This window comes from Leisingera sp. ABM4_103 (genome assembly GCF_056158685.1).
In genome coordinates, this window is sequence record NZ_JBSWTU010000005.1 from 2990858 (window position 1) to 3017780 (window position 26923).

The 26923-nt window shown below is 64.1% G+C and carries 20 protein-coding genes and 2 pseudogenes; 9 read left to right on the forward strand and 13 right to left on the reverse strand.

Annotated elements, in window-relative coordinates:
• The first annotated feature begins 33 nt into the window (after positions 1 to 33).
• Positions 34 to 411 (forward strand): TauD/TfdA family dioxygenase, encoded by a 378-nt coding sequence (locus ACXAED_RS16470; RefSeq protein WP_475051464.1) that lies wholly within the window; start codon positions 34 to 36, stop codon positions 409 to 411.
• A gap of 89 nt (positions 412 to 500) precedes the next feature.
• On the opposite strand, the gene ACXAED_RS16475 is transcribed toward ACXAED_RS16470, so the two are convergent.
• From ACXAED_RS16475 to ACXAED_RS16490, 4 genes are read right to left on the reverse strand one after another with little or no spacing between them, the layout of a single operon-like run.
• Positions 501 to 1142: a sarcosine oxidase subunit gamma gene (locus tag ACXAED_RS16475; RefSeq protein ID WP_475051466.1), complete on the reverse strand. Its 642-nt coding sequence runs from the start codon at positions 1140 to 1142 to the stop codon at positions 501 to 503.
• Positions 1129 to 4032, reverse strand: coding sequence for a sarcosine oxidase subunit alpha family protein (locus ACXAED_RS16480; RefSeq protein ID WP_475051469.1), 2904 nt, complete (start codon positions 4030 to 4032; stop codon positions 1129 to 1131). Before ACXAED_RS16480 ends, ACXAED_RS16475 begins: the two co-directional genes overlap by 14 nt.
• Positions 4029 to 4298 (reverse strand): sarcosine oxidase subunit delta, encoded by a 270-nt coding sequence (locus ACXAED_RS16485; RefSeq protein WP_222505217.1) that lies wholly within the window; start codon positions 4296 to 4298, stop codon positions 4029 to 4031. The genes ACXAED_RS16480 and ACXAED_RS16485 overlap by 4 nt, the downstream gene beginning before the upstream one ends.
• A gap of 16 nt (positions 4299 to 4314) precedes the next feature.
• The gene (locus ACXAED_RS16490; RefSeq protein WP_475051472.1) at positions 4315 to 5568 is read right to left on the reverse strand and encodes a sarcosine oxidase subunit beta family protein; all 1254 of its coding nucleotides are present in this window, start codon (positions 5566 to 5568) and stop codon (positions 4315 to 4317) included.
• A gap of 181 nt (positions 5569 to 5749) precedes the next feature.
• Between ACXAED_RS16490 and ACXAED_RS16495 the strand changes: the two genes are divergently transcribed.
• On the forward strand, positions 5750 to 6664 hold the full coding sequence (locus ACXAED_RS16495; protein WP_475051473.1) for a LysR substrate-binding domain-containing protein: 915 nt from the start codon (positions 5750 to 5752) through the stop codon (positions 6662 to 6664).
• 120 nt (positions 6665 to 6784) lie between these two features.
• Positions 6785 to 8329, forward strand: a complete 1545-nt coding sequence (locus ACXAED_RS16500; RefSeq protein ID WP_475051475.1) for a trimethylamine methyltransferase family protein — start codon at positions 6785 to 6787, stop codon at positions 8327 to 8329.
• A gap of 314 nt (positions 8330 to 8643) precedes the next feature.
• Here ACXAED_RS16500 and ACXAED_RS16505 read toward each other — a convergent pair whose 3' ends face one another.
• A complete protein-coding gene (locus ACXAED_RS16505) occupies positions 8644 to 11064 on the reverse strand; it encodes an FAD-dependent oxidoreductase (protein WP_475051476.1) in 2421 nt (806 codons plus the stop codon).
• Positions 11065 to 11467: 403 nt separating this feature from the next.
• Here ACXAED_RS16505 and ACXAED_RS16510 point away from each other — a divergent pair, with 403 nt between their 5' ends.
• The 6 genes and pseudogenes from ACXAED_RS16510 to ACXAED_RS16535 all read left to right on the forward strand — a co-directional run.
• Positions 11468 to 12325, forward strand: a complete 858-nt coding sequence (locus tag ACXAED_RS16510; RefSeq protein ID WP_475051477.1) for an ABC transporter permease — start codon at positions 11468 to 11470, stop codon at positions 12323 to 12325.
• Between the two features lie 8 nt (positions 12326 to 12333).
• A complete protein-coding gene (locus ACXAED_RS16515) occupies positions 12334 to 13173 on the forward strand; it encodes an ABC transporter permease (protein WP_475051479.1) in 840 nt (279 codons plus the stop codon).
• 14 nt (positions 13174 to 13187) lie between these two features.
• Entirely contained in the window at positions 13188 to 14288 is a 1101-nt protein-coding gene (locus ACXAED_RS16520; protein WP_475051481.1) for an ABC transporter ATP-binding protein, read from the forward strand.
• Positions 14289 to 14308: 20 nt separating this feature from the next.
• A complete protein-coding gene (locus ACXAED_RS16525; protein ID WP_475051483.1) occupies positions 14309 to 15379 on the forward strand; it encodes an ABC transporter substrate-binding protein in 1071 nt (356 codons plus the stop codon).
• 238 nt (positions 15380 to 15617) lie between these two features.
• Positions 15618 to 16669, forward strand: a pseudogene (locus ACXAED_RS16530) (IS5 family transposase).
• Positions 16670 to 16750: 81 nt separating this feature from the next.
• A pseudogene (locus tag ACXAED_RS16535) lies at positions 16751 to 17128 on the forward strand (integrase core domain-containing protein); the annotation flags it as partial.
• A gap of 133 nt (positions 17129 to 17261) precedes the next feature.
• On the opposite strand, the gene ACXAED_RS16540 reads toward ACXAED_RS16535, so the two are convergent.
• The 8 genes from ACXAED_RS16540 to ACXAED_RS16575 all read right to left on the reverse strand — a co-directional run bounded on the left by ACXAED_RS16540 (position 17262) and on the right by ACXAED_RS16575 (position 26874).
• Positions 17262 to 18578 carry a TRAP transporter large permease gene (locus ACXAED_RS16540; protein WP_475051485.1) on the reverse strand — a complete coding sequence of 439 codons (1317 nt, stop codon included), beginning with the start codon at positions 18576 to 18578 and terminating at the stop codon, positions 17262 to 17264.
• Positions 18579 to 18589: 11 nt separating this feature from the next.
• Positions 18590 to 19090, reverse strand: coding sequence for a TRAP transporter small permease (locus ACXAED_RS16545; protein WP_475051488.1), 501 nt, complete (start codon positions 19088 to 19090; stop codon positions 18590 to 18592).
• Between the two features lie 40 nt (positions 19091 to 19130).
• Positions 19131 to 20099: a TRAP transporter substrate-binding protein DctP gene (dctP, locus tag ACXAED_RS16550; RefSeq protein ID WP_475051491.1), complete on the reverse strand. Its 969-nt coding sequence runs from the start codon at positions 20097 to 20099 to the stop codon at positions 19131 to 19133.
• 252 nt (positions 20100 to 20351) lie between these two features.
• The gene (locus tag ACXAED_RS16555; RefSeq protein WP_475051493.1) at positions 20352 to 21896 is read right to left on the reverse strand and encodes an indolepyruvate oxidoreductase subunit beta family protein; all 1545 of its coding nucleotides are present in this window, start codon (positions 21894 to 21896) and stop codon (positions 20352 to 20354) included.
• The gene (locus ACXAED_RS16560) at positions 21896 to 24058 is read right to left on the reverse strand and encodes a thiamine pyrophosphate-dependent enzyme (protein WP_475051495.1); all 2163 of its coding nucleotides are present in this window, start codon (positions 24056 to 24058) and stop codon (positions 21896 to 21898) included. Before ACXAED_RS16560 ends, ACXAED_RS16555 begins: the two co-directional genes overlap by 1 nt.
• 39 nt (positions 24059 to 24097) lie before the next feature.
• Complete coding sequence (locus ACXAED_RS16565; RefSeq protein ID WP_475051497.1) at positions 24098 to 24601, reverse strand: MarR family winged helix-turn-helix transcriptional regulator; 504 nt, start codon at positions 24599 to 24601, stop codon at positions 24098 to 24100.
• 92 nt (positions 24602 to 24693) lie between these two features.
• Entirely contained in the window at positions 24694 to 25485 is a 792-nt protein-coding gene (locus ACXAED_RS16570; RefSeq protein WP_475051500.1) for a cyclase family protein, read from the reverse strand.
• Positions 25486 to 26499: 1014 nt separating this feature from the next.
• The gene (locus ACXAED_RS16575) at positions 26500 to 26874 is read right to left on the reverse strand and encodes a response regulator (protein ID WP_475051502.1); all 375 of its coding nucleotides are present in this window, start codon (positions 26872 to 26874) and stop codon (positions 26500 to 26502) included.
• Positions 26875 to 26923: the final 49 nt, after the last annotated feature.

Genomic DNA, 26923 nt, shown 5'->3' on the forward strand with positions numbered 1-26923 from the left:
GAAAGCGAGTACCCGGTATCCTTCCTGGAGGCTATGGCAGAACCGGGCCTGTGGCAGGAGGACCGTCCGAAGAACCTGTGGATGGCGGCGGATCTGGAGGATGGGCTGTGGGCGATGTCCAACGATGCGGTGATGGCGGAGGACAGCAGCGGCTTGGCGGAGTGGCTGGATCCCGTCGACCGCCACGGGATTGCACTGGTGACCGGCGTCCCGGCCACTCCGGAGGCCACCGAGGAACTGCTGAAGAGGGTGGGCTATATCCGCCAGACCATTTTTGGCGGCTTCTGGGACTTCACCGCCAACAAGGCCTTTGCTGATACCGCCTATTCGACAGTGGAGATCGGCCCGCACACCGATGGCACCTATGCCATCGACTCTCCCGGCTACCCGTTGGAGGAGTTCGAGGTTTAGCCCCGGAGACTCAGCGAACGCCCAAGGGCCGCCAGTTTTTCTCGGGCGGCCTTTTTGCGTTCGCACGGCGACTGGTGGAAGGCTGGGGGCTATGCGGAAAGGGCCACCGATACTGGGCAGCTGTCCTCCTGTGTGGTCGGAAATATCTCAACCGCCAGCCCGAATTCAGCGGCGGACAGGGCGAGCCACTCCCAGAGGCTGGCGGCATGGCTGGCCGGGATCAGCAGATCGAACTCCGAAGCGGAACAGCGGCGCAGGTGCAGCCTGGTGTGGGCCATCAGGGTGACGGCGCTGTGGCCGGGCCGGAAGCGGTCCAGATCCAGAACGCATCCCTTGGCCATCAGTGCGCAGGAGGCCGCGCCGCCAATCTGCAGCCGCAGCATGCCGCCGCCGGCGCTCCTGACGGCGGCATACCCGCCAAGCGACTGTTTCAGCTCCTGCTCCAGCGCAGGGGCAGGGCGCGGGCTGATCAGGTGCCAGCAGTTGCTGGCCGCCCAGGCCAGGCAGTTGCCGCCAGCCACGCCGCTGCGTCCGGGGCGGGGCAGGTAGTTGAAACCGAAAGGTGCCAGCGCGGCGCCGGCGGCCGCTGCCTGGTCCCGGAAGGGCATGATCCGCAGCACGGTGGTGCCAGTCACGATCCGGACCTTCACCCCGGCAGGGCCTGCGGCAGGAATTCCGGCCAGGTCCAGGCCTTCGAGGCAGAACAGGGGGCTGGCTTCAGCTGCGCACACGGGCATTCTCCGGATCATAGAAATGGTGGGACACAATGGTGGCCGGGACGGGGTCTTCGCCATGCAAGGGGTCAATGATCTCAATCACCTCGCCCAGCCGCTCGCGCCCGCGTTGCACCAGGGCGATGGCGATATGGCTCTTGAGTGTCGGGCTCCAGGCGGCGGAGGTGATATAGCCGTCGTCGCTTTCCGGCACGAGGGGGGCGCCCCTTGCGTTGATGTGGGCGCCCTGGCGGAAGCTGTGCGAGGGATCCAGGGGTTTCAGCCCCACCACTACTTCGCGGTCCGGGTCGGTCAGCCCGGGGCGGCTGCTGAGGGCGCGGCCGACAAAGTCCTTCTTGGCGGACATCATCATGCCAAGGCCCAGGTCCGCCGCGGTGGTGAATTTATTCAGCTCCGAACTGACATGGCCCTTTTCGATGCGCAGCACGTCCAGCGCCTCGACCCCGTAAGGCGTGATGCCGAAGTCCGCGCCTTCGCGCTCCAGCGCCTCGGCCAGGGGGCGGCCATAGGGGGACGGCACATAGATTTCATAGGCCAGCTCGCCCGAGAAGGAGATCCGGAACAGCCGTGCGGGCACGCCGTCCAACACGGTGCATTCGCGCGCCGCCAGGAAGGGCAGGGCGGCATTGCTCACATCCAGTTCCGGGGCGATCCGGGCCAGCACGTCGCGGGCGCGGGGGCCTGCCAGGGCGATGCCCGCCCAATCCTCGCCCGCATCGGCAAAAACAACGTCCAGCTCCGGCCAGAGTACCTGATGGCAGTATTCCAGATGGCTGATAACACTATCGGATTCTGCCGATGTGGTGGTGATGAAGTAGTGATCCTCTGCCAGCCTCGAGACGGTGCCGTCGTCCATCACGATGCCGTCCTCGCGCAGCATCAGCCCGTAGCGGGACTTGCCCACCGGCAGCTTGGCGAAGCCGTTGCTGTAGACCCGGTCGAGGAAGGCCGGAGCATCAGGGCCTTGAAGGTCGATCTTGCCCAGGGTGGAGACATCGCAGAAGCCCACCGCGCTGCGCACCGCCTGAACCTCACGGCTGATGGCCTGGCTCATGGTCTCGCCGGGTTTGGGGAAATACTGGCTGCGGTGCCAGAGGCCGGATTCGATGAACACCCCGCCTTTGTCCTCGACCCAGCCATGCAGCGGGGTGCGCAGGATCGGGCGCCAGTGCCTGCCGCGGGAGCGGCCCGCCAGCGCGCCGAGGCTGACCGGGCGGTAGGGCGGGCGAAAGCCGGTGGTGCCGATTTGGCCCATCGGCTTGTCCAGCGCCTTGGACATGGCCGCGATACCGTGGATGTTGGAGGTCTTGCCCTGGTCGGTGGCCATGCCAAGGGTGGTGTAGCGTTTGACGTGCTCGACCGAGCGGTAGCCCTCGCGGGCCGCCAGCGAGACGTCTGCCGCTGTCACGTCATGCTGCAAGTCTATGAATTTCTTTGACTTACCTGCGCTGGTCTCGAAATAGGCGAAGTTGGCGGCGCGCGCCTCATTGGCCTCCAGATAGCTGTGGTAGTCCGCCAGGCTGGCGCTGTCCGGGGCGGCAAACCGCTGGGCTGCAACCTCACCCGCCATCCGGCCGTGGGTCAGGCAGTCTTCGCGTGTTTCCAGCCCGGCCAGGCTGCCGGTGCAGAGAAAATCCGCGCCCTCCATCTCCTGCGGCAGGAAGGCCTGCAGGTTACCGCTCCAGCGCGGTTTCTGGCCGCGCTGTGCCAGCAGCTGCACCGCCGGGTTCCAGCCGCTGGAGACGCAGACCGCGTCGCAGTCCACGGTGCGGCGGCTGCCGTCCTTGTGGCGCAGGGTGACGCCGGTGACAGCAGTGCGGCCATGCACGGTTTCGATCTCATCGCCGTTGCGGGCGTCGGCCACCGCGGCGACGGTCACGCCAGCCGCGCCCAGTGCCTTGGCCAGGCCTGCGGTGCTGTCGTTGGTGGTGAAGATCACCGCGCGGCTGCCGGGGCGGACGCCATAGTCGCGCAAGTAGCGCTCGGCGGCGGAGGCGAGCATCACGCCGGGGCGGTCGTTGTTGCCAAAGACCAGCGAGCGTTCATGGGCGCCGGTGGCGAGAACCACCTGAGGGGCCACGATCTTCCACATCCGCTGGCGCGGCTGGTGGGCGGCGGGGACGGGCAGGTGGTCGGAGACCTGCTCAACCGCGCCGAAGGTGTTGTTGTCATACCAGCCGAACACCATGGTGCGGGGCAGGATGCGGACGTTCTCCAGCGCCTCCAGTTCGGCGATGTCCTGTTCCAGGCCGGTGCTGTCAAATCCGCCGAGGCGGGCGTGTTCCTCCACCAGGGTCACCCGGGCGCCGCTTTGGGCCGCGGCGCGGGCGGCGCTGAGGCCTGCGGCGCCGCCGCCGATCACCAGGATATCGCAGTGGTGGTGGATCTTCTCATACGTGTCGGGGTCGATGCCGCCGGACAGGCGGCCCATGCCTGCGGCGCGGCGGATTACCGGCTCATAGAGGCCAGTCCAGAACTTTGCGGGCCATTTGAAGGTCTTGTAGTAGAACCCCGCGGCAAAGAACGGCGAAAACAACTGGTTCACTGACAAGAGGTCGTAGCGCAGTGAGGGCCAGCGGTTCTGGCTGGCGGCCTCCAGCCCGTCATAGAGCTCCACCATGGTGGCGGGGATGTTGGGTTCCTGCCGGGCGCCGCTGCGCAGCTGCACAAGGGCGCTGGGTTCATGCGGGTCGCAGGTGAAGATGCCGCGCGGGCGGTGGTACTTGAAGCTGCGCGCGACCAGCCGGACGCCATTGGCGAGGAGGGCAGAGGCGAGGGTGTCGCCCTCAAAGCCGCTGTAGCGCTTGCCGTCGAAGATGAAGCTGATGGGCTTGCTGCGGTTCAGGCGGCGGCCTGTGCCATTCAGCCGGTGGGTTTGGCGGGTCATCGCTGCACCTCCCCGCCGGGGCGGGCCTGAATGGCCTGAGTGATCTCATGGGTGACGGTGTTGCGGTCCACAACCAGCCAGCTGCCGCAGCCCTGGGCGTGGCGCCAGTGTTCGCGGTGCGGGCCCTTGGGGTTGTCGCGCAGGTAGACGTAATCGACCCAGGCCTCCATCGGGGCGTCTGCGGCAGGGCGGGTGAGGGTGGCGTCGCCGCGGTAGGTGAATTCTTCCAGCGGGCGGTCGCCGCACAGCGGGCAGGGGATGCGCATGGGGTGTCAGCCCTCCTCAGTGGTGGTTGGGGAAGGGGCCGCCGCCGGTGGCATCCACCGGGCGGCCTTCGGCAAAACGGCCGAGGTGAAACGGCGCGTTGTACTTGTGCGGCGCGTCGTTGGCGACGGTATGGGCAAAGCACCAGGAGGCACCGGGGATTGCCTTGAAGCCGGTATAGTTCCAGCCGCCGTTCAGATAGAGACCCTCGACCGGTGTCTTGCAGATGTAGGGTGAGCCATCCATGGTCATGTCGACCACACCGGCCCAGTGGCGCAGCAGGCGCACCCGGCCCAGGCTGGGCAGGAACATCATCATCGCCTCGGCCACGTCCTCGACAATCGGCAGGTTGCCGCGCTGCGCAAAGCTGTTGTAGCCGTCCAGCATGCCGCCGAAGACCAGACCGCCCTTGTCGGACTGGCTGATGTAGAGGTGGCCGACGCCAAAGGTGGCGACGGTGTCGACGCAGGGTTTCACCGCCTCGGAGACGAAGGCCTGCAGCTTGTGGCTTTCGACCGGCAGCTTGATCCCGGCCATCTGCATCACCTGGCTGGTGTGGCCCGCCACCGCGACGGCGACCTTGGCCGCGCCGATGCGGCCGCGGGTGGTCTCCACCCCGGTCATGCGGCCATTGGCGTCGCGTTCAAAGCCGGTGACCTCGCAGTTCTGGATGATGTCGACGCCCAGCCGGTCGGCGGCGCGGGCATAGCCCCAGACCACGGCGTCGTGGCGGGCGTTGCCCGCGCGCGGCTGCAGGAGGCCGCCCAGCACCGGGAAGCGGCCATTGTTTTCGTCAACCAGCGGCATCATTTCCAGCACCTGCTTGCGGTCCAGCATCACCGCGTCGACGCCGTTCATGATCATCGCGTTGCCGCGGCGCACCGCCTCGTCGCGCTGGCCGTCGGTGTGGAAGATGTCGAGCACGCCGCGCTGGGAGAACATCACGTTGTAATTCAGCTCCTCGCTGAGGCCCTCCCACAGTTTCAGCGACCACTCCAGCAGAGGAATTTCGCTGTTCAAGAGGTAGTTGGAGCGCACGATGGTGGTGTTGCGTCCGACGTTGCCGCTGCCGATCCAGCCCTTTTCCAGCACCGCCACATTGGTGATGCCATGGTTCTTGGCCAGGTAATAGGCGGTCGCCAGGCCGTGGCCGCCGCCGCCGATGATCACCACGTCATAGTGTTTCCGTGGTTCCGGATGGCGGAAGGCCTCGGGCCAGCCCTGATGGCCGCGGAGGGCCTGTTTCACCAAGGATGTGATCGAATACTGCATCGTCTCCGGCGCCCGTTACAGGCTTCGTTGTGCTGGGAATTTTACCGGACGATGATGGAGCGGCGGGGGCTGCCGCTGACAGGGCAAAAAAATTCAGTGGTGGCACAAAATAAATCTTCAATTGAGAAATCAGTCGCTTGCCGTCAAATTGGACGGACCCGGAATATCGGTGGATAGAACCATGAAGAGACGGCTTCCCCCTTTCGCTGCAGTTAAGGCTTTTGAGGCGGCGGCGCGCCACTGCAACTTTCAGCTGGCTGCCGAGGAACTGGGCATCTCGGCCTCAGCCGTCAGCCATCAGGTCAAGGCGCTGGAGGATTTCGTGGCGATGCCACTGTTCATCCGGCGCAACAACCGGCTGATCCTGCGTGAAGAAGGCCAGGCCTATTTCGAACGCCTGAGTGTTGCGCTGGATGGGATCGAGATGGCGACAGATGTGCTGGCGCGCTCAACCGGGCGGTCGCAGCTGACGCTGAACCTGTTCCCATCGCTGGCCGATGTGTGGCTGATTCCGCAGCTAGGGGATTTTCATCAGAAGCACTCCGATATCGCCGTCCGGCTGAGCACCTCCGAGCTGGCGGGAGATAGTTTGAACCGGGAGGCGGATTTTGCCCTGGTCTATCTGCCGAAGGAGAACGTGCCGGAGAATGCCGCGGTGCTGTTTTCCGATGATATCGTGCCGGTGGCGTCGCCGGAGTATCTGGCGGCGCACGGGCAGATCGAAGGCCCGAAGGATTTGCTGCAGCACACCCTGATTGCCAGCCTGTCGGAAGATGAGGAATGGAAGACCTGGTTCGAGGCGCAGGGGGTCGCGGATCACCGCAATGCCCAATACTTGGAGCTGGACATGTGCTCCAGCTGCCTGAAAGCGGCCAAGGAAGGGCTGGGAATCACCATGGGCCGCAGGCCGTACCTGGATCATGATCTGGCGGCCGGCCGTCTGGTGGCGCCATTGCCGGCGGTTGTTTCCACCGGCTGGTGCTTGGCGCTAGTGACCACCCCCCGCGGCGCTGGCTTGCCGTATGGACCGCGCTTCCGGAATTGGATGATCACGGTGAGCGGCGAGTTCGGGAAATCCTGGGCGGCGCTTGGTTGAGCCAGGCAGGCTGCGGGACACATTACTGTACGATTGAGCAATAAGGATTGCGCGGGGTTAAGTTTCGTGCTTACTTATTGTACAAGTGAACAGTAGATAGCTCTCCGCAGGAAGGAAGCCATGACCCGAACCTCTGCACGCAGACGCGCCCGCGGCGGCGCCCGGCCGGACCGCAGCGGCGGTGCTGTGACCCAGTCGCCCTGGACCCAGGTCCGCTACCGCACCGCCCCCACAAATGTGCTGAGTGCCGATCAGGTGGAGGCGATCCACGAGGCCTCGCTGACGATCCTGGAGGAGATCGGCGTCAAGGTGCTGGACCCGGAGGCGCGGCGCTATCTGCAGGAGGCCGGGGCCAAGGTGGACCACGGCGAGGAAATGGCCTGGCTCGACCGCGGGCTGGTGGAAGAGAAGCTGAAGCTGCCGCCGTCGTCCTTTACGCTGCACGCCCGCAACCCGGCGCGCAATGTGCAGCTGGGCGATGACTGCGCGATCTTTGCCTCAGTCGGCGGCCCGGCCTTTGTCTCCGATCTCGACAAGGGGCGGCGTCAGGGCACCTATGCGGAGATGTGTGATTTTATCCGGCTGGTGCAGAGCCTGAACATCCTGCATCAGGAGGGCGGCGGCCCGTTCGAGGCGCTGGATCTGCCGCAGGAGAGCCGCCACCTGGACCTGCATTTCGCGCAGATCACCCTGACCGACAAGAACTGGCAGCCCTGGGGGCTGGGAGCCGACCGGGCCCGTGACGGGCTGGAGATGGCGGCGATCTCCTTGGGCTGCTCGCGCGAGGACTTGATCGGCAAGCCGGTGTTCACCACCGTGATCAACACCAACTCGCCGTTGCAGATCGACGGGCCGATGGGGGAGGGGCTGATCGAGATGGCCAGGCATGGCCAGCCGGTTATCATCACGCCCTTCACGCTGGCGGGGGCAATGTCGCCGGTGACGATTGCGGGTGCGCTGACCCAGCAGAACGCCGAGGCGCTGTCTGGCATCGTGCTGGCGCAATGCGTGCGGCCGGGCACTCCGGTGATCTATGGCGGCTTCACCTCCAACGTGGACATGAAGACCGGCTCACCGGCCTTTGGCACGCCGGAATACACCCTGGCGGCGCAGGCCACCGGGCAGCTGGCGCGCCGCTATGGCATCCCGTTCCGCTCCAGCAATGTGACCGCCTCCAACGCGGTGGATGCGCAGGCGGCCTATGAAAGCCAGATGTCGCTGTGGGGCGCGATGAGCGGCCATGTGCATCTGCTGAACCAGGGGGCTGGCTGGCTGGGCGGCGGGCTGGTGGCCTCCTTCGAGAAGCTGATCATCGATGCCGAGATGCTGCAGATGATGGCGGCGGCGCAGCAGCCGTTCGAGGTGTCCGATGCCGCCATCGGGCTGGATGCGATCCGCGAAGTGGGCCCGTGCGGCCATTTCTTTGGCACCCAGCACACGCTGGACCGCTATGAAAGCGCCTTTTACACGCCGCTGGTGTCGGACTGGGACAATTACGAGAACTGGACCGACCGCGGCAGCAAGGACACCGCGCAGCGCGCCAACGGGATCTGGAAGCAGATGCTGGCCCAGTATGAGCAGCCGCCGATCGATGCGGCCATCGAAGACCAGCTGAAGGACTACATGGCCCGCCGCAAGCAGGAGATCCACGGCAGCGCGGCCTGACCTGCAAACATCTCTCCCAGCCTTGTGCGGCAGCGGAGCTGCATGAGGTCTTACTGCCCGGCTTCCCCATGGCCGGGCAGCTTTTTTATGGGGTGCTGCAGGCTGCTTGTGCCTGGCACCCCCTTTCCGCACTCCTTCCGGAATTGGCCCTCAGCCGCAGGCTGCGGCTGCGCTGCCTTGCGGCGCATATGGCGGCAGGCGCGCGCAGTCCGGAAACGAAAAGAACCGGAGCAGGCCCGATTGGCGCTGCTCCGGTTCGCGGGGCTGGATGCGGTGAGGATAGTGCCCCAGCCCCTTCCGGTACTGGCGGCGTGTCAGCTGCGCATCCGCAGGCCCTCGGGGTCGACCGGCGGGGCGGTCAGCAGGCGCGCCTTGCACCGTTTGCCCACGATGTCGATTTCGTATTCTGCGGCTGGGTCGATGGCATTGGGGTAGAGGTAGCCGAGCGCCAGGCTGGTGCCCGCGCAATAGCCGTAGCCGCCGGAGCTGGTGTAGCCCGCCAGCTTGCCATTGAGAAACACTGGCTCGCCGCCGTAGGCGTCGGCCTCGCCCGCATCGACAGCGAATTGCACGAAGCATTCCCGCGGCCCGGCCTCTTTGGCGGCCAAAGCGGCCTCGCGGCCGATGAAGTCCCCCTTGCCGTAGCGGACAAAGCGCGCCAGCGCGGTTTCATGGGCGTAATAGTCGGAGGTAAGTTCCATGTTCCAGCCGGCAAAGCCCTTTTCCAGCCGCAGCGCCATCAGCGCGTGCCCGCCTGCGAGGGTCAGACTGTGGGGTTCGCCCGCTGCCAGGATCTCCTCGAAAAGCGTGCGCTGGTATTCCATCGGCATGTAGATCTCGTAACCGCATTCGCCGGTGTAGGAGACCCGGATGACAAAGGCGCCGGGGCAGGGGCCCAGCCCCATCTCGCGGCCCGACAGGAAGGGGAAGTCGGCGCTGTTGAAGCTTACGCCCGGGGCGACGGCAGCCATGATGGCCTTGGCGTTGGGGCCGGCCACATGCAGGCCCGCATAGCGGTTGGTGAGGTTTTCATAAGCGACGCCGGTTTCGGGCATGGTCTCCAGGAACCAGCGCTCGTGGATTTTCTCCATCGACCCGGAGCCCAGCACCAGGCAGCTGTCCGCGCTGAGGCGGGTGACAGTGAAGTCGCCGATTACCTTGCCCTGATGGCTGAGCATCGGGCAGAGCGCTGTTTTACCTATCGCCGGGATCCTGTTGGCCATGATGCGGTCCAGATAGGCCACGGTACCGGCGCCGCTGAAGCGGTATTTGCCATAGCTGGTCAGCTCGAACAGGCCGGCGGTCTCCCGCACGGAGTGCGCCTCCCGGGCTACGGCTCCGAACCAGGCGGGGCGCTCGTAGGAATAGCTCTCCTGGCGCTCGGCGTCGTTTGCCGCGTACCAGTAGGCGTCTTCCCAGCCGCAGGTCTCGCCGAAGACCGCGCCTGCGGCTTTCAACCGGTCGTAGATGGGCGAGGTCTTCACCGGGCGGGCTGCCGGGAAGGTCTGGTAGGGGTAGATCCGGCGGGAGCGGTTTTCGTACCAGTATTTGGTCATCTGCTTGGCATAGCGGCTGCCGGCATAATCGCCGTAGCGGGCCACGTCCCAGAAGCTGACGTCCAGCGAGGGCTCGCCGTCGATGATCCATTCCGCCAGCACCTTGCCGATGCCGCCGCCCTGGTTGAAACCGGTCATCACGCCGTTGGCGCAGAAGTAGCCGGGCTTGCCGGGGTAGGGGCCGATCAGCGGGCCGAGGTCGGGGGAGAAGATCATCGGGCCGTTGATGACGCTCTTGATGCCGGCGTCGGCCAGGCTGGGGATCAGTTCGACCGCCTGCAGGAATTCCTCCTCCATGCGGCTGAGGTCGTCGGGCAATAGCTCGTGGCCGAAGTCCAGCGGGGTGCCGTCTTCGGCCCAGTGGATGCATTTGCTCTCATAGGCGCCGATCAGCAGGCCCTTGCCCTCTGGGCGCATGTAGAGGTTGGCATCGGCGTAGGAGAGCAGCGCGTGATCGCTGCCGATTTCGGCCATTTCGGGGATTTCTTCGGTGATCAGGTAATGGTGCTCGACCGGCATCAGCGGCAGCGTGATGCCTGCCAGTGCCGCCACTTCGCGGCCCCAGAGGCCGGCGGCATTGACCACGTAATCGGCGGTGATGGTGCCGTGTTCGGTCACCACGTCCCACTTGCCGTCGTGGCGCTGGTTGGTTTCCAGCACCGGGGTGTGGCGGTGGATGGTGGCGCCGTAGTTGCGCGCTGCCTTGGCGAAGGCATGGGTGACGCTGGCTGGATCGCAGTAGCCTGCGGTCTTTTCGTGCAGGATCGCGGTCAGATCATCGGTTTTCAGCGTCGGCGCCAGCTCCTTGGCGCGTTCCGGGGAGATGAACTCGGAGTCAATGCCATAACGCTTGCCGAAGGCATGGGCGATGGCGAGCGTCTTGACCTCTTCCTCATCCTTCGCGACCAGCAGCTCGCCGTTGTAATGCAGGCCGCACTCCTGGCCGCTTTCACGCTCCAGCTCCGGGTAGAGGTCGATGGTGTACTTTTGCAGAACAGCAGCATTGCCTGGGGCAGTCAGGGTGAACAGGTTGCCGGCCGCGTGCCAGGAGGAGCCTGCGGTCAGTTCCTGCCGTTCCAGCAGCACCACATCCTTCCAGCCCCGTTTGGCCAAGTGGTAGAGGATGCTGCAGCCGACGACCCCGCCGCCGATAATGACCACTCTTGCTTTTGTTTCCATTACGCTCGCCCTGCCGTCGCTGAGGTTTCGGTTGAAAAACTGTCGAGCAGGGGGCGGGTGAACTCAAACAAATTAAATTGCGGGGTCCTCAAATTTGATTCTGCGGCCGAATCCGACGGTGTAATTTTCTTGGTGACGAACGAAATTTATTTAGTTGAGATGAATCCATTGCTGCCGGATCGTTAGGGGACCACGACCCGACGGCCGGGCAGGGAACGGCATCACGGCAGCTCGCAGGACAAGGCCGTTCCGGGTGCCAGGGCGGCAGTTGGTCACCGGAGTGTCCAATTCTAGCGCCTGCAAGATTCTGCGGTGCCTGCTGAAGATACCTACACGGCGCTTGGGAGAAATTGGGGCGCTTTCTCCAACCGGAATTAGCGTCGATGCCAGGGAGGATTGAAAATTGTACATTCAAAGCGAAGCTGGCAAAGGCCTGGCGCTCAGCGCCCCGGCTTCGCTTTATGTGGGGCTGCTGGTGGCTGCGCCGCTGGGGATCCTGGTGGCCTACAGCTTCTGGACCCAGACCTATGTCGAGATCGACAAGACGCTGACCTGGGCCAACTATCTGGAGGCCGCCACCGACCCGCTGGTGCGCCATCTGATGCTGCGCTCGATTGCCATTGCCGGTGCCGTGACCATGGCGACAGTGGCGCTGGCCTATCCGATTGCCTATTTCATCGCCTTCCGCACCCGCAAGAAAACCCTGTGGCTCTTGCTGATCACCATCCCGTTCTGGTCAAGCTACCTGCTGCGGGTGTTCAGCTGGAAACTGATCCTCGGCTTCAACGGGGTGATGAACTCGGCGCTGATCTCATTGGGGCTGATCGAGGAGCCGCTGACCTTCCTGCTGTACAATGAATTCGCGGTGGTGCTGACCCTGGCCCACGCCTGGGCACCCTTTGCGATCCTGCCGATCTATGTCTCGCTGCAGAAGATCGACCGCTCGCTGCTGGAGGCCGCCACCGACCTCGGCTGCTCCAAGCTGGAACGCTTTGTCCGCGTCACCCTTCCCCTGACCGTGCCCGGCATCATCGCTGCCAGCCTGATCATCTTCATCCCTACCGTCGGCGACTACGTGACCCCGTCGCTGGTTGGCGGCTCGCAGGGCAAGATGGTCGCCAACCTCATCCAGGTGCAGTTCGGCCCGGCCAACAACTGGCCCCTGGGCGCCACCCTCTCACTGGTGGCCATGGCCTCGGTCGGCTTTGTCGCCATCCTGTTCGTCATCCTGGCCACCGCCCTGGGGAGGAGGATCCGTTGAGCACACCGATGAGCGAACCCCTGAACAAACCGCTGAACCCTGATGTCAGCAAGCCCCGGCGCAAACCCTTCCGCTTCCCCTGGCTCTTGGTCTATGCCATCGGCTACCTGATTTTCCTGTACCTCCCGGTGCTGCTGCTGCCGCTGTTCTCCTTCAATGACGGCACCATCGTGGCCTTTCCGATGAAGGGCTTCACGCTGAAGTGGTACGCCCAGCTGGGCGAACAGGACACGCTCTTGCAGGCGATGGCCAACTCGCTGATCGTTGGTGCGGTGACCGCAATTGTCGCCACCTCTCTGGGGCTGTTCGCCGCCCGCGCCTATGTCCGCTACCGCTTCAAGGGGCGTGAGCTGTCGGAAGGGCTGGTGATGCTGCCGCTGGTCATTCCCGGCATCATCGTGGCGTCGTCGATGCTGGTGCTGTTCATCTCGCTGGGGCTGAAGCCGTCGCTGACCACGGTGATCCTGGGCCACGTTTTTGTGGCGCTGCCCTTTGCAGTCTCGATCATGAAATCGGCCTTCGACGACTTCGACCAGTCGCTGGAGGAAGCCGCCTTCGACCTTGGCGAAAGCGTCATCGGCACCTTCCGCCGGGTGACCCTGCCGATCGTGGCGCCGGGGATTGTCGCCAGCCTGCTGGTCACCTTCACCGTGTCATTCGACGAGTTTGTGCTGGCCTTCTTCCTGTCGGGCAACCAGCCCACCCTGCCGGTCTACATCTGGAGCCAGATCCGCTTCCCGGCCAAGCTGCCGAACACGCTGGCGCTTGGCTCCTTGCTGCTGCTTGCCTCGGTGCTGCTCTTGCTGACCGCCGAATACTTCCGCCGCCGCTCCACCAAATCCGCCTGATGAAGGATACGCAGATGACCAGTCAGAACATCATCGAAATCTCCGGGGTGGAAAAGCGCTTTGGCACCTTTGTGGCGGTGCGCGACCTGAACCTGGAGCTGAAGGAAGGCGAGTTCTTCTCGCTGCTCGGCCCCTCCGGCTGCGGCAAGACCACGGCGCTGCGGATGATTGCAGGCTTTCAGGACCATGATGCCGGCACCATCCGCATCGCGGGGCAGGAGATGGCGCATATTCCGGCCAACAAGCGCCCGACCAACATGGTGTTCCAGTCCTATGCGATCTTCCCGCATCTGAACGTCGGCGACAACGTTGCCTTTGGCCTGCGCAAGCTGAACCTCGGCAAGGCAGAGGTTAAGGACCGCGTCGCCGAGGCGCTGGAAATGGTCGAGCTGGGCGGCCTGCAGTCGCGCAAGGCGGATGAACTGTCGGGCGGCCAGCGCCAGCGGGTGGCCTTGGCCCGCGCCCTGGTGATGCGGCCCAAGGTTCTGCTGCTGGATGAGCCTTTGTCGGCGCTCGACAAGAACCTGCGCGAGGCGATGCAGCTGGAAATGCGCCGCCTGCAGCAGAAGCTGGGCATCACCTTTGTGATGGTCACGCACGACCAGTATGAGGCGATGACCATGTCCGACCGCATCGGCGTGATGTTCGCCGGCAAGCTGGAGCAGGTCGACCGCCCCGAGGTGCTCTATGCCCGGCCCTGCAACCGCCGGGTCGCGGCCTTCATCGGCGGCATGAACTTTCTGGATGCGCGGGTGACCGCTGACAATGGCAAGTCGGTCAATGTCGATCTGCAGGGCTTTGGCCCGCTCACCATCGACGTGAACCCCAATGTGCTGGCCCGCAGCCCCGACCTGCTGGCAGGCATCCGCCCCGAACAGCTGGAGATCAGCGCCACCCAGCCGCCCGGCTATGACGCCTGCCTCCAGGGCAGCGTCAGCGACATCGCCTTCTACGGCGAGAGCGTCCACTACTACGTGCGCGCCGACGGGGTGGAGGAGCCGATCTCCGTCGCCGTCCCGAACTACTTCCACACGGTGGATCACAAGCGCGGCGACCGCGTCTGGCTGGGGGTGCAGAACGCCTCGGTCATCGACCTCGGCGCGCGGGAAGCATGAGAATAACAGGGAGGAAGGAAATGAAACATTTTGCTTTGGGGCTGACGGGCGCTCTGGCCGCCGCCACCGCTTTGACCGTCCCGGCCGGCACTGCCCAGGCCGGGGCCGGCAGCCTGTCGGTCTTCGACTGGTCCGGCTATGAGGACCAGGGGTTTTACGGCGACTATGTCGAGAAATACGGCGGCGCGCCCAGCTACACCTACTTCGGCAGTGTCGAGGAGGCCTTCACCAAGCTGCAGTCAGGCTTTGCCGCCGACATCGCCCACCCCTGCACCGACGCGCTGCGCAAATGGGTGGCCGCGGATCTGATCAAGCCGATCGACACCTCCAGGATCGACAACTGGGACAAGCTGCTGCCGCAGATCAAGGATGTGGACGGCGTCACCATCGACGGCCAGACCTACATGGTGCCGTTCGAGTGGGGCAACACCGGGCTTATCTACCGCACCGACCAGATCGACGAAGCGGACGTCTCGCTGCAGCTGCTGGCCGATCCCGCCTACCAGGGCAAGATCGCCATCCCTGACGCAGCTTCCTCGGCCTATGCGATGGCGGCGCTGGCCACCGGCGCCTCCAGCTATACCGACATGAGCGAGGAAGAGTTCCAGAAGGCCTCCGATTTCCTGCGCCAGATCCATCCCAACGTCCGCTTCTATTGGTCCGACGCGGGCCAGCTGGACCAGGCCATTGCCAGCGGCGAGGTGCTGCTGGGCTGGGGCTGGAACCAGTCGGAACTGAACCTGATCTGGAACGAAACCCCGGCCAGGATGATGCGCGACGTGGACAAGGGCATCGCCACCTGGGTCTGCGGCTATGTGCATCTGAACTCCTCCACCCAAAGCGATGAGCAGGTCTATGACATGCTGAACGCGCTGAGCGCCGAGGACAGCGGCAAATACATCATCGAGAACTGGGGTTATGCCCATTCCAACGCCGAGGCCTTCAAATCCGCCGACCAGGAGCTGATCAAGACCTATGGCTTTGCCGATGTGGACAGCTTCTTTGACGGCAGCCTGTTCTTTGACGCGGTCAACCCTGAGCTCGAAGGCCGGATGCTGAAGGAATTCGAACGCATCAAAGCAGGCTTCTGATCCCCGCAAGCGGCGGGCCATGCGGCCCGCCGTCCTGCCGTTTTTTCCGCTAGAACCTTCTGCCAGCTAATTGCCAATCAATGCGCGTACACGTCAGTCGTCCGTACTTGTTTTGGCGGCGCAGGGAAGCTCAGAGCCGGCATCACGTTGTTCAACGGCGGTTTTAACACTGATTGGCCTTGTTGCACAAATCGGGTGAGGGATTCATTGCGTGAATCCAGCAAGGTAGCTGGGATGCATGAGCAGTTGGGCTCCTACGAGATACAAGTCCACGAACTGGTCGTCTTGCAATGGAGCGCTGAAGCAACGCGGATGCTCTGAGCATCTGGTTTGATCCGAGGATGATCTGGACGCCGCCGCCGGCTGGCAAGCGCGGTCGCCGGTGCCAATTCAGCAACGCCGCGATCCAAACCTGTCTGACCCTGAAAGTACTGTTCGGGATGCCACTGAGGCAGACGACGGGATTCGTGCAAAGCCTTCTGCGGCTGGTCGGTCTGCACTGGGCCGTGCCGGAATTCAGCACACTGTGTCGCCGCCAGCGGCAGCTGAACGTGGCTATCCCGCACCGTGGCGGTGTGGGTTCGTTGAATTTGCTGATCCCCTCTCGGGACATTGCTGCGCAATGCCCTGCCGGGAAGCGGACAGCACCGGCATCAAGGCCGAGGGTGAGGGCGAGTGGAACGCCCGTAAGCCCCCTCTCGCACATGCTATGCATGTGCTGCCGGGCAGCGGGTGGCCCCAAGCGGCGCATCTGGCGCAAGGTACACATCGGCATCGATGAGGAAACGCTGGAGGTTCGGGCCGTCGAAGCCACCGGAAGCAACATCGGCCCCTCCCGGCAGATTTGCCATGCAAATCGCCTGCCGGGCAGTGGATACGCCCATTCTGCCTGATCTCCTTGATCAAATCCCGGCAGGCGAAGAGATCAGTTCCGTGACCGCGGACGGGGCTTACGACACTTGCAAATGCTACGAGGCGATCGCCGCCCGTGCCGCCGCCGCTGTTATCCCGCCCCGCAAGAATGCCACGCCCTGGAAGCCAACGAGACCGGGCGCGGTGGCACGAAACGAAGTCCTGCGAGCATCATAGTATCTCGGCCGCGCCATCTGGCGACGGTGGAGCGGATATCACAGCCGGAGCCGGGTCGAGTTGAAGATGAACTGCATCAAGCCGCTCGGCCAATCCCTGATGGCAAAAGACTTCGAACGCCAGGCCGCCGAACTGCAAGTTCGTATCGCCGTTCTGAACGGCTACACCGCTCTCGGTATACCTGTTACATTGCCCGTATAGCAAATCCGTCCGGGCAACGGGCCCTGCGGTCAGCCCCGGATTTGTACAACAGCGCCCAACCGATACACTAGGCAGGCGCGTCTGCACATGCCTCGCCTGCTCAGTGACATCGGGTCGAGTTACATCTCGGGCGAGTTGGCCGATTGGCTGGAAGGCCGGCAGATGGAGCAAGTCTGCGGTGCCCCATATCACCCGCAAACCCAGGGCCAGATCGAGCGCTGGCACCAGACCCTAAAGAACCGCATCCTGCTGGAGAACTGCGTCCTGCCCAGCGATCTCAGGCAGAAAACCGACGCCTTCGTCGAGCATTACAAGCACCGACGAAACCACGAGAGCCTGCCGAACCTCACCCCGGCCGATGTGTACCTTGAGCGCTGCCAGACCATCCTAAAACAAGGAGAAAGTATCAAACGAAAGACTATCGAAACCCGGCGCTTGCTTCACCGAAGATCCGCAGCAAAATCAAACCAACCAGATGAGTCAGACCCTCTCTTAGCTCAGGCGGCCATCTGTCCCAAAATCTCTGACGACGGACATGTGAACCCACCCTGCCAACAAGTCTGAAACATAGCACTTGTGTCGGCCTGCAATCTCATTTCGTCATCAGCCCCGGCAGCCATGTGCCTACGGCGGGCTGCCACACAATCAGTGCCAGCACAGCCAGCTTGATCACCAAGAAGGGCGTGACAGCGGCATAGATATGCTTCATCCCGATGCCCTCGGGGGCGACCCCCCGCATCACGAAGAGCAATAGCCCGAAGGGTGGAGTCAAGAGGCCGATCTCCATGGTCAGCAGATAGACAACACCAAGCACCAGCTCGTTGATGCCCATCTGCGCTGCCAATGGCACAAACACCGGCACGGTCACCATCAGCATCGAGACCTGATCGACAAAGCAGCCAAGCAGCAGCAGGATCACGATCATGCCGACCAGCACTGTGGTGGGGGTCGGATCCACCGCGTTGATAGCCTTGATCAGCCCATTAGTGGCACCGCTGAAAGATAGCACCTGGGCAAAGGTCTGGCTGGCGGCCATGATGAACAAAATCATCACCGACAGCTTCACGGTTTCCATCAGCGCCCTGCCAACTTTTTCAAAAGACAGCGACCGGTAGGCGGCGCCGGTGGCAAGCGCGGCCAGACAGCCGAGCGCGGCAAACTCCGTTGGGGTTGCGAACCCCAGCAGCAGGCTGCCGATCACCACGGCGAACAGCAGCGACAGCGGCGCCACATAGATCAGGAAGGGCCGCCAGCGCTGTCCCAGGGTCATCTGCGGCAGATCGTCGGGCGGTGCCGCCTTCGGGTCGAGCAGGCTGCGGGTCACGATATAAACCACAAAGGCCGCGGCCAGCAGCAGCGCAGGCATGACACCCGCCACCAGCAGGCCGGCGATGGAAATCCCCGCCAGGCTGCCGACCAGAACCGCCAGCGCTGACGGCGGGATGAGCATGGCAATGGCGCCCGAGGCCATGATCGGCCCCATTGCCATGGTCGGGTGATAGCCGCGCTGCAGCATCCCTGGCATCAGGGTCGACCCCAGCATGGCGGTATTGGCGATAGTCGATCCGGACAGGGCAGCAAAGATAGTGCCCCCGAACACGGTGACCACCGACAGCCGCCCGGGCACCCGTGTGACCACCCGCTCGATCGCATCGATGGCGCGGTGGGCGATGCCGGTCTGGAACAGGATTTCCCCCATCAGGATGAACAGGGGGATCGGTGCCATCTGGAAATTGGCCACCGACTGGGTCGCGTTGCGCGCCAGCTGCAGCAGGCCGCGGTCGCCGCCCAGCACCTCGTACGCGCCGATCATGGTGACGGTGATGAAGGCAAAGGCCACCGGCAGGCCGATCAGCAGCAGCCCGGCCAGGCCGCCCAGCATCAGCGATAGGGTGAGGATCCAATCCATCGGCAGTCCTTTCAAAGACCGGAGAGCGGCGTGTCTTCCGTCGCGGGGCAGAAGATTTTGCGCAGGAATTCGAGCGTGCACAGCGCCATCGACAGCGGCAGCACCGTCAGCGTCCACCATTCGGGAAAGGTGAAGGCGGTGCGCACCATGGAGCCGCGGGCGAAGGACTGCATCAGCGCCTGCATCCCGGCCCATCCCAAGACGGCACAGGTGGCGGCGCCCAGCAGGCAGGCGGCCAGCACCACCTTGCGGCGGGCGCGCGGCGGCAGGCCGTGGGTCACCAGGTCGACCTGCACATGGGCATTCTGGCGCAGCACCCAGGGCGCGCCGAGAAAGGCTGCAGCCATCAGCCCGTATTCGATGGCATCAAGCGCGCCGTAGATCACCGGCAGTCCAAGGTTGCGCAACAGGACATTGAGCGGGATCACCAGGGTGATTGCGGCGAGGATGGCAGCGCTGAGCACGGCCAGGCCGGTGAGCAGGGTGCCGAAGCTGCGGTCAAAGCGGATCATGGGGAAAATTTCGGGGCGGCACCAGGCCGCCCCGGTCCCGTCACTTGAGCAGGCAGGCCTGCAGCTGCTGTGCCAGCTGCGGGTCTGTCTTCGTCACTTCGCCCCAGCCTTCGGCCTGGGCGGTCGTGCTCCACAGTTTGCCGTTCTCGCCCTCCAGGGTGATGGTCTTGATCCCGGCATCGGCCTGGGCTTTGGCCTCGGCCTCGTTGCGGGCGATGTTCTCGGCGTTCTGCTCCTCGATCCAGGCGGCGCCTTGTTCCAGCAGGGCGCGCTGCTCATCGCTGAGCCCGTTCCAGCTGTCGAGATTCACCAGGAAGTTCACGTCCACCTGGTAGAATCCAGGATCGACGCGATAGGCGGTCTGCTCGTGCCAGCCGAGGTCCAGCACGCCCTGGCTGGGCCAGCCGTAACCGTCGATCGCTCCGCGCTCCAGCGCGGTATAGACCTCGCCCGGTGCCGTGCGCACCAGGGTGGCGCCCAGTTTTTCGAACATGGCGCGGTAGACCGGCGTGGTGCGGATGGTCAGGCCGGTCAGATCCGGCCCCTCCAGCGGCTTGGTCAAATATAGATGATAATTCATGTGATCACCCACGCGGGCGAGGTATTTCACACCCATCTGGTCCTGGTGGATCTGGTCGATCAACTCGTAGCAGCCATTGGCGCGCTGGTCCTGAATGGTGTTCTGCGCCAGGTGCAGCGCGTCGCCTGCGGGCAGCAGGTTCGGGTAGTAGGCGGTGGTGTTGTTGGCGATGTCGACGATCCCCGCCTGCACCGCATTGCCCAGTTCAAAGGGCGGCACGGCTTCGGGGCCGCCGAGCAGGTCGATCTGAACGACTCCCTCGCCGTTTTCGTTCACCCAATCAACGAACGCTTCGAAATCTCGGGAAAAAGTTGTCCCGGTGGCAAAGGCGGTCACCGCTTTCAGCGTGACCTCCCCGGCCTGCGCGGAAGCGGCGGCGAGTGTAGTAGCCCCCAGAAGGGCGGCTGCGGCAAATCTGCGGATGGTCATGTCGGTCTCCCTGGCTGTGTGGCGGCGCGCGGACCGGGCGGTTTGCAGTCCCTTGTTATTCCGGACGCCGTGGGAAAAGCCTAGGTTTAGGCTGTCTCACCTTCAAGCATGAAGTTTTAAGCTTCAAGTAAGTTTATATGTAAACGCATAAAAATTCTTCGTGCGGCGGCTTCGGCGCGGCCTGAGAGGGCAAGTGATTCGGGCTTTCTGCGGCCGCGGACAGCCGGAAAAGACGTCCGCGGCCGGCTGCGGTTATGCCGCAAAGCTCTCCACCGTCTTTATTGCCCCGTCCAGGGCCTCTCCCTTTTCGTCCTGCAGGGCGGCCTCGCGCAGGCGGGCGACCCATTGGGGGCCGTCTTCGCGGTCGGCCACCAGTGCCGCGCCCGCCAGTACCCTGTCGAACTTGGAAAGGCCCCGGGCGTGGGTGTCGGAGTAGCCCTTGATCAGGCGGCGGCAGCGGATCACCTCCACCGCCATGCCATAGCTGTGCGGCAGGTGGCCGAGCGCGGTGGCAAGCCACTGATCAAGATGCGCCTGCTCCTGCGCGTGGCGCAGAGTGCGGCGGCGCCAGAACTTGAGCCCGCCCAGCGCGTAGAGCATCAGGAAGCCGCGCAGGCTGTCGGTGCGGATGCGGCGGCCCTTGCCGAAGAGTTTCTCCAGCCGCGCCATCTTCCGCGGGCTGGCCTCGACCCTTGCTCCCAGCCCGGCGGGCAGGAGGCTCGCGATCTCCTCGGCCCGCGGGTGCAGGTAGTCGGTGAGCGTCATCAGCTTGCCGTCCGCCTTCATCTCGCTCTCGATCCGGCCAAAGCGGCTGGAACGGGTCTTGAGGTCGGCAACCCGGATCACGTCGTCATAGGCCATTGCATTGGCGATGTATTTCGCAGCCTCGCGGCTCAGCTCATAACCTTGCTCGGCATTGTCCTGCGCCAGCACCTCGCCGAGGCGGGAGAGGTATTCGCGGCCATAGGCCAGGTCCTGGAACTCCACCACTTTCTGCAGGCCGGGCAGGGCCATCTCCTGCACCGCCTCCGGCATTTCCGCCACGCGCGCGGCGAGCTTTTGCCACTTGCGCAGCTTGGCCGCGGGTCCTCGCGGTTGCGCGGGGGTGGCTTGCGCGGGGGCTTCCGCGGGCCGCGGCTCGCCCTGCTGCGCCAGATCGAAGCCGGCGGCAAAGGCGCGCAGGCTGGGCTCCACGCCCTTGCCAGCGGCGCGGATCGCATCTTCGAAGGCCGAGCGCGGGAAGGGCAGGGCGCCGGAGCCTGCAAGCGCACCAAAAAGCGAGGCGGAAATCACCGATCCGGCCCCGGTGGCGGCGCGCTCCATGTCGGCCATCACCAGCTTGCGCGCCGCGGTCTCCGCTGCTGCGCGCACTTCGGAAGCATCCGCCATGCCGTCGCCCGGCACCATCTTCTCCGACACTGCCAGCGCGCGGTGGGTGGAGGCGATCAGCGTGGTGCGGTCCGGTGTCACAAAGCCGCGCAGGATCGACCGGCCGGCCTCCATCATCTCCGCCGCGATCATGATATCGACGTCGCCGGGCGCGGGCGCGAGAGAGAACACCGGGTTCTCGACCGGGCCCGGCGCCATCTCGATGTAGTAGATCGTCGCACCGGTTCGCTGGGCCACGCCCGCGACGCTGGTGGCCTGCGCGTGGTAACCTTCAGCGCGGGCCAGCGCCTCGATCCAGCTTGTCAGCACCCCGCCGCCCTGGCCGCCAACGGCGAGGATGGCGAGCTTGATCACCTCGGCGGCTGCGGGCTGGCTGCCTTGCGGGTTGATGGGCAGTTCCAACGTCATCAGGCGGCCTCCCCCGCATTTTCGCCGGCGAAGGTGAGCTGCCGGGCGCTGCGGCGTGCCTGCAGCCAAGCGATCACCTTGCTGCGCAGGCCCGCCCGGCGGCGCTCCCGCTCGGAGGGGTTATGCACCACCCGCGCCTCGTAAAAGGAGGGGCAGAGGATCGCCGCATCGGCCACCTCGCCGCAGTTACCGCAGCCGACGCAGGTCTGGTCGATATGCGCAACCGGGTCGTCGCGCAGCGGGTCGTCCAGCTTCTTCAGCGACAGCGACGGGCAGCCCGAAAGCCGGATGCAGGCGTGGTCGCCGGTGCAGACGTCCTGATCGACGCCAAAGCGGGGGATCTCCACCCGCGCGCCGTCCTTGATCGCCTTGTTGCGCTGCGGCTTCTCGCGCCGCTGCCGGTTCAGCATGCATTCCGAGGAGGCGACGATCACCTTGGGGCCGTCGTAGTCGGTCGTCAGCGCCTCGCGGATGGTGGCGCGCATCTGTGTGACGTCATAGGTCCGGTCGATCTGCCGGATCCATTTGACGCCGGCACCTTCCAGCGCCTTGGTGATCGGGTTGTTGGTCGACTTGCTGGCGTTCTTGGCGCGGCTCGACGGAATGTCCTGCCCGCCGGTCGCGGCCGAATAGTAGTTGTCGACGATGATCGCCACGCTGTCCGACTTGTTGAACACCATGTTGCCGATCGAGGTGCTGAGGCCATTGTGCCAGAAGCCGCCGTCGCCCAGGATCGAGATCGCCCGCTTCTCGCCGCCGCCGTCAAAAGCCGCGTTGGAGGCTGGGCCCAGCCCGTAGCCCATGGTCTGCCCGCCGATTTCAAACGGCGGCAGCGCGGCAAACAGGTGGCAGCCGATGTCGGCGGAGATCTGGTGCTTGCCCAGTTCCTGCTCGACCAGCTTCATCGAGGCAAAGATCGGCCGCTCCGGGCAGCCGGTGCAGAACCCCGGCGGGCGGATCGGGACGGTTTGGCTCAGATCCGGGATCTCGGGCGCGGGCGCATTGGGGGCGCGCACCTGGCCGGGCAGCAGGTGGGCGGCGTATTTGCGGAAGAAGTCATCCAGCCCGTCCATCATCACCTTTCCGGTGTATTCGCCCGCCTTGGGGAAGATGCCCTTGCCCTCAAGCTTGGTCTGGCTGCCCGCCTTGAACAGCATGTTGCCCAATTGCTGTTCGATGAACTCCGGCTGGCCCTCCTCGACCATCAGCACCGCGTCCTTGCCCGCGCAGAAGTCCAGCAGATCGCCGTGCACCAGCGGGTAGGCCACGTTCATCACGTAAAGCGGCACCTCGGTATTGCCGCTGAGATCGGCCAGCCCCAGCCGCTGCAGTGCGCGGATCACGCTGTTGTACATGCCGCCCAGACAAATCAATCCGACTTTGCCGTCCTGCGGTCCGAAGCGTTCATTCAGCCCGTTCTCAAGAATGAATTTCTCCGCCGCGGGCCAGCGGTTTTCGATCTTGTCGTGCTCATGCTGATAGGACATCGGCGGCAGGACCACGCGTTTGAAATCGCGCTGCGGATTGGCCAGCGCGTCGCGCACAGTGAGCGGCGGGCGCATATTGTCGCGGCACTCGAAACTGCCGGTCACATGGCACGAGCGGATCCGCACCATCATCATCACCGGTGTGTTGGACGCCTCCGACAGGGCAAAGCCGTCGCCCACCGATTTCACGATCGACGGAAGGTTGGGGCGCGGGTCCAGCAGCCAGAACTGCGACTTCATCGCAAAGGCGTAAGACCGCTCCTGCATGATCGAAGAGCCTTCGCCGTAATCCTCACCCACGATCACCAGCGCGCCGCCGGTGACGCCCGAGGAGGCGAGGTTGGCCAGAGCATCGGACGCCACGTTGACCCCGACAGAGCCCTTGAAGGTAACCGCACCGCGGATCGGGTAGTGGACGGAGGCGGCAAGCATCGCCGCGGCGGCGGCTTCCGAGGCGTTGGCCTCATAGCGCACGCCGAGTTCGCCCAATAGCTCCTCGGCATCGGCCAGCACATCCATCAGATGCGAGATCGGCGCGCCCTGATAGCCGCCGACATATCCCACCCCATTCTCCAGAAGAGCCTTGGTGATGGCCAGGATGCCCTCACCGGTGAAGGTGCTGCCCGCCCCCTTCCGCAGATGCTCAACCTCAGCCTTGAATGATCGTTCGGCCATTTGCGCCTCCGTGGATTTCCCAGAGAGAGGTTTCCGGGGTCAAAACTGGTTCACACGCACGTTGCGCAGGATCTTCTGCAGCGTGGCGGTAAAGGCGCGCTGTTCGTCCGGCTCGATGCCCTTGAACATCTGCGTGCAGGCCTCTGCCACATGCGGCCATAGCCCCTCGTGGGTTTCCCGGCCGTTTCTGGTCATGAAGATGCGGGTGGCGCGGTTGTCGTCGGGATCTGACTTGCGCTCTATCAGGCCGTCGCGTTCCAGCGCGTCAAGGGCGCGGCTGAGGGTGGATTGCTCCACCACAGCATAAACGGACAGGTCGCGGATCAGCAGCCCGTCCAGCACCGAGAGAACCGCCAGCGTGCGCATCTTGGCGGTGGTCAGCCCGTGTGCGGCCATTTCCTCCCGCAGGGCGGCGTTGTAGCGGCCCATGATGCGGTTCATCAGGTAGGGCGGAAAGTTTTCCAGTCCAATTTCCCCCAGCCGCGGCAAGGGTTTTCTCTCTTCTGCAGGTGCGTGCGGGGGGGCGGTTTTTTCTGTCGTCATGCATTCATCCTTCCTGCCGGCTTCAGGCCGGGCCGGCTGCCCGGCCGTTGATGCCGGTCCGGGCGCCATGTGGGGCGCGGTGCCCGCCAGGCTCAGCTCCGCGGCACCAGGGCCAGGGCCCGGATCGGGCTGCCGGTGCCGCGCTTGATCTTGAGCGGGGCCGCAATCAGCAGCGCGCCCTTGGGCGGCAGCTTGTCCAGATTGGCAAGAGAGGCAAGGCCGAAGCAGTTGTCGCGGTGCAGCAGGTTGTGGGCAGGGTAGGGCGGTTCCATGCGGCCGGCCTGGCCGGCGTCGGTGCCGATGCACTGGCTGCCCCAGCCGACGATTTTCTTCGACAGCAGGTATTCGACCGCATCCGGGGTCGGCCCGGGGCTGTGCGGGCCTGTGTCGTCTGTGTTCAGGAAGGCCTGTTCGTCGTGCGCGCGCTTGTCCCAATCGGTGCGCATCACCACCCATTCGCCCTCGCTGATGCCGCCGTGCTCTGCCTCCCATGCCCTGATAAGGTCTGCGGTCAGCAGGAAATCCGGGTTTTCGGCGCTCTCCTTGGAGCAGTCTATCACGTTGACCGGCGCCACCAGGCGCTGCACGTCCAGCGTGTCGGTATAGCCGTCGCTGTATTCCTTGCCGGTGATCCAGTGGTGCGGGGCGTCGAAATGGGTGCCCGAGTGTTCGCCCAGAATCATCCAGTTCCAGGCGAAAAACGGGCCGTCCTCGTCATATTCGCTGATTTTGTGGATTTCGACCTTGGGCGTGTTCCTGGCGAAGTCCTCTGGAAGGCGCAGGATCGGCGTCTCGGGGCCCAAAGTGCCGGAGCAGTCCACCACTTCGACCTTTCCCGACAGGATCATGGCGCCCAGACCGTCCAGTGCATTGGCTGCAGTCATGTTGTCTCTCCTGTTGCGCGCGGTCTGTATGCCGCTTCGTGCTTCCGGTGAAGCACTTCTAAACAGGATATACATGTGTTTGCAAGTTTCCAAGAGGGTGAGATTCTGGCGCTGCCCCTTGGCAGTGCGTTTCGAGCGGATCGATTGCGGCAAGCGGCGGGTTTCCGGGCTGCGCAGCGCGGCAGGCCGCAAGGGGCTGGCGTGTGGGGCAGGCGGGTCCCGCGCTTGGCCTGATTTCCGCTGCGGCCTGGTGGTGGCGGTTCTGTCTGCTTTTTGCTTAATTGCAGTAATTTGCGTCCGGTTTGAGTGGTGCGGTGGCCTTTGATGCCGCATCCAGCTGCGCTGCCGTGATGGTTCCAGGAAAGCTGCTCCGATAAGCAAGCATTGAGAAACGGCGCTCGCAAATCTCATTTGCACGACACATCGGCGGCGCAAGCCGTGGAGAGCCGCTAATGTGATATGTCGTGGTGCGGGCGCGTCTCCTTTCGGGCGGATTGCTGTCAGGGGTATTTAACATGCGTATGCATGCAGTATTGCGAGGCTGATGCGTTGGTCTTGCACTGGCATCCGTCCAGGGCTTTGCCTGTACGCCATACGGTCCGTCACTTAGTGGTCGAACGGCATTGTTAAACTAGGACTTGGTTTGCGGCATGTGAACCTGACACGCTTTAGTGCTGTCAATCGGCATGGAGCTTTGACCCCCTATAGGCATCCAAACATGCATGCCTGTTCACACATGACCGGCTGTCCTCGTCGCCAGCCATCACAATCCAGTTCTCAAAACCTTTTCAGAACGCCTTCGATCCGCGGGAACACCGCACACGGTCATCATCACTGCGGTCGCCCGAGAGCTGGTTGCATTCATAAACGCACTCGTCAAAGTGTGCCGGAAATGGTCGCCTCAGGCCACCTGAGAAATACAGTTGCTAGGACGAACCGGCCCTACCGCTTCATCACGACCGGCCCCACGCTGCGAGGCCGCGTGTCTTGGACGGCTGCGGGGCGCGCGGCGCATCAGTGCGAAAGCGACGCCGCTTGGGACAAATGCTCTGGCGACAGGGGTTTGCACAGGAACTTCTTAATCAATGGGACCTCGGCGGCGCGGTCCAGGTCCACCGGATTGACCGTGGTGCTGACAATGACAACAACAGGCACCGGATCCAGTGCCTGAATCTGACCGGCGTTTTGTTCAAGAAATTCGAACCCGCCAATGGGCGGCATGTTGATGTCCAGAAAGATGAGCTCCGGCGGCCGTCCGCCATCCTGGAGAAACTCCATCGCTGCCAGCGGCCCGTCAGACAGCTCGAAATTTTCGAACACCTGCGACCTGCTGATAATGCGTTCCGCGAACTTCCGGTCCATCCTGTCATCATCTTGGACCTGTCGCATTTTAGTGTCGCCTCAATTGCTTGTTTAGGCCAATTTCCGCTCAGCACCC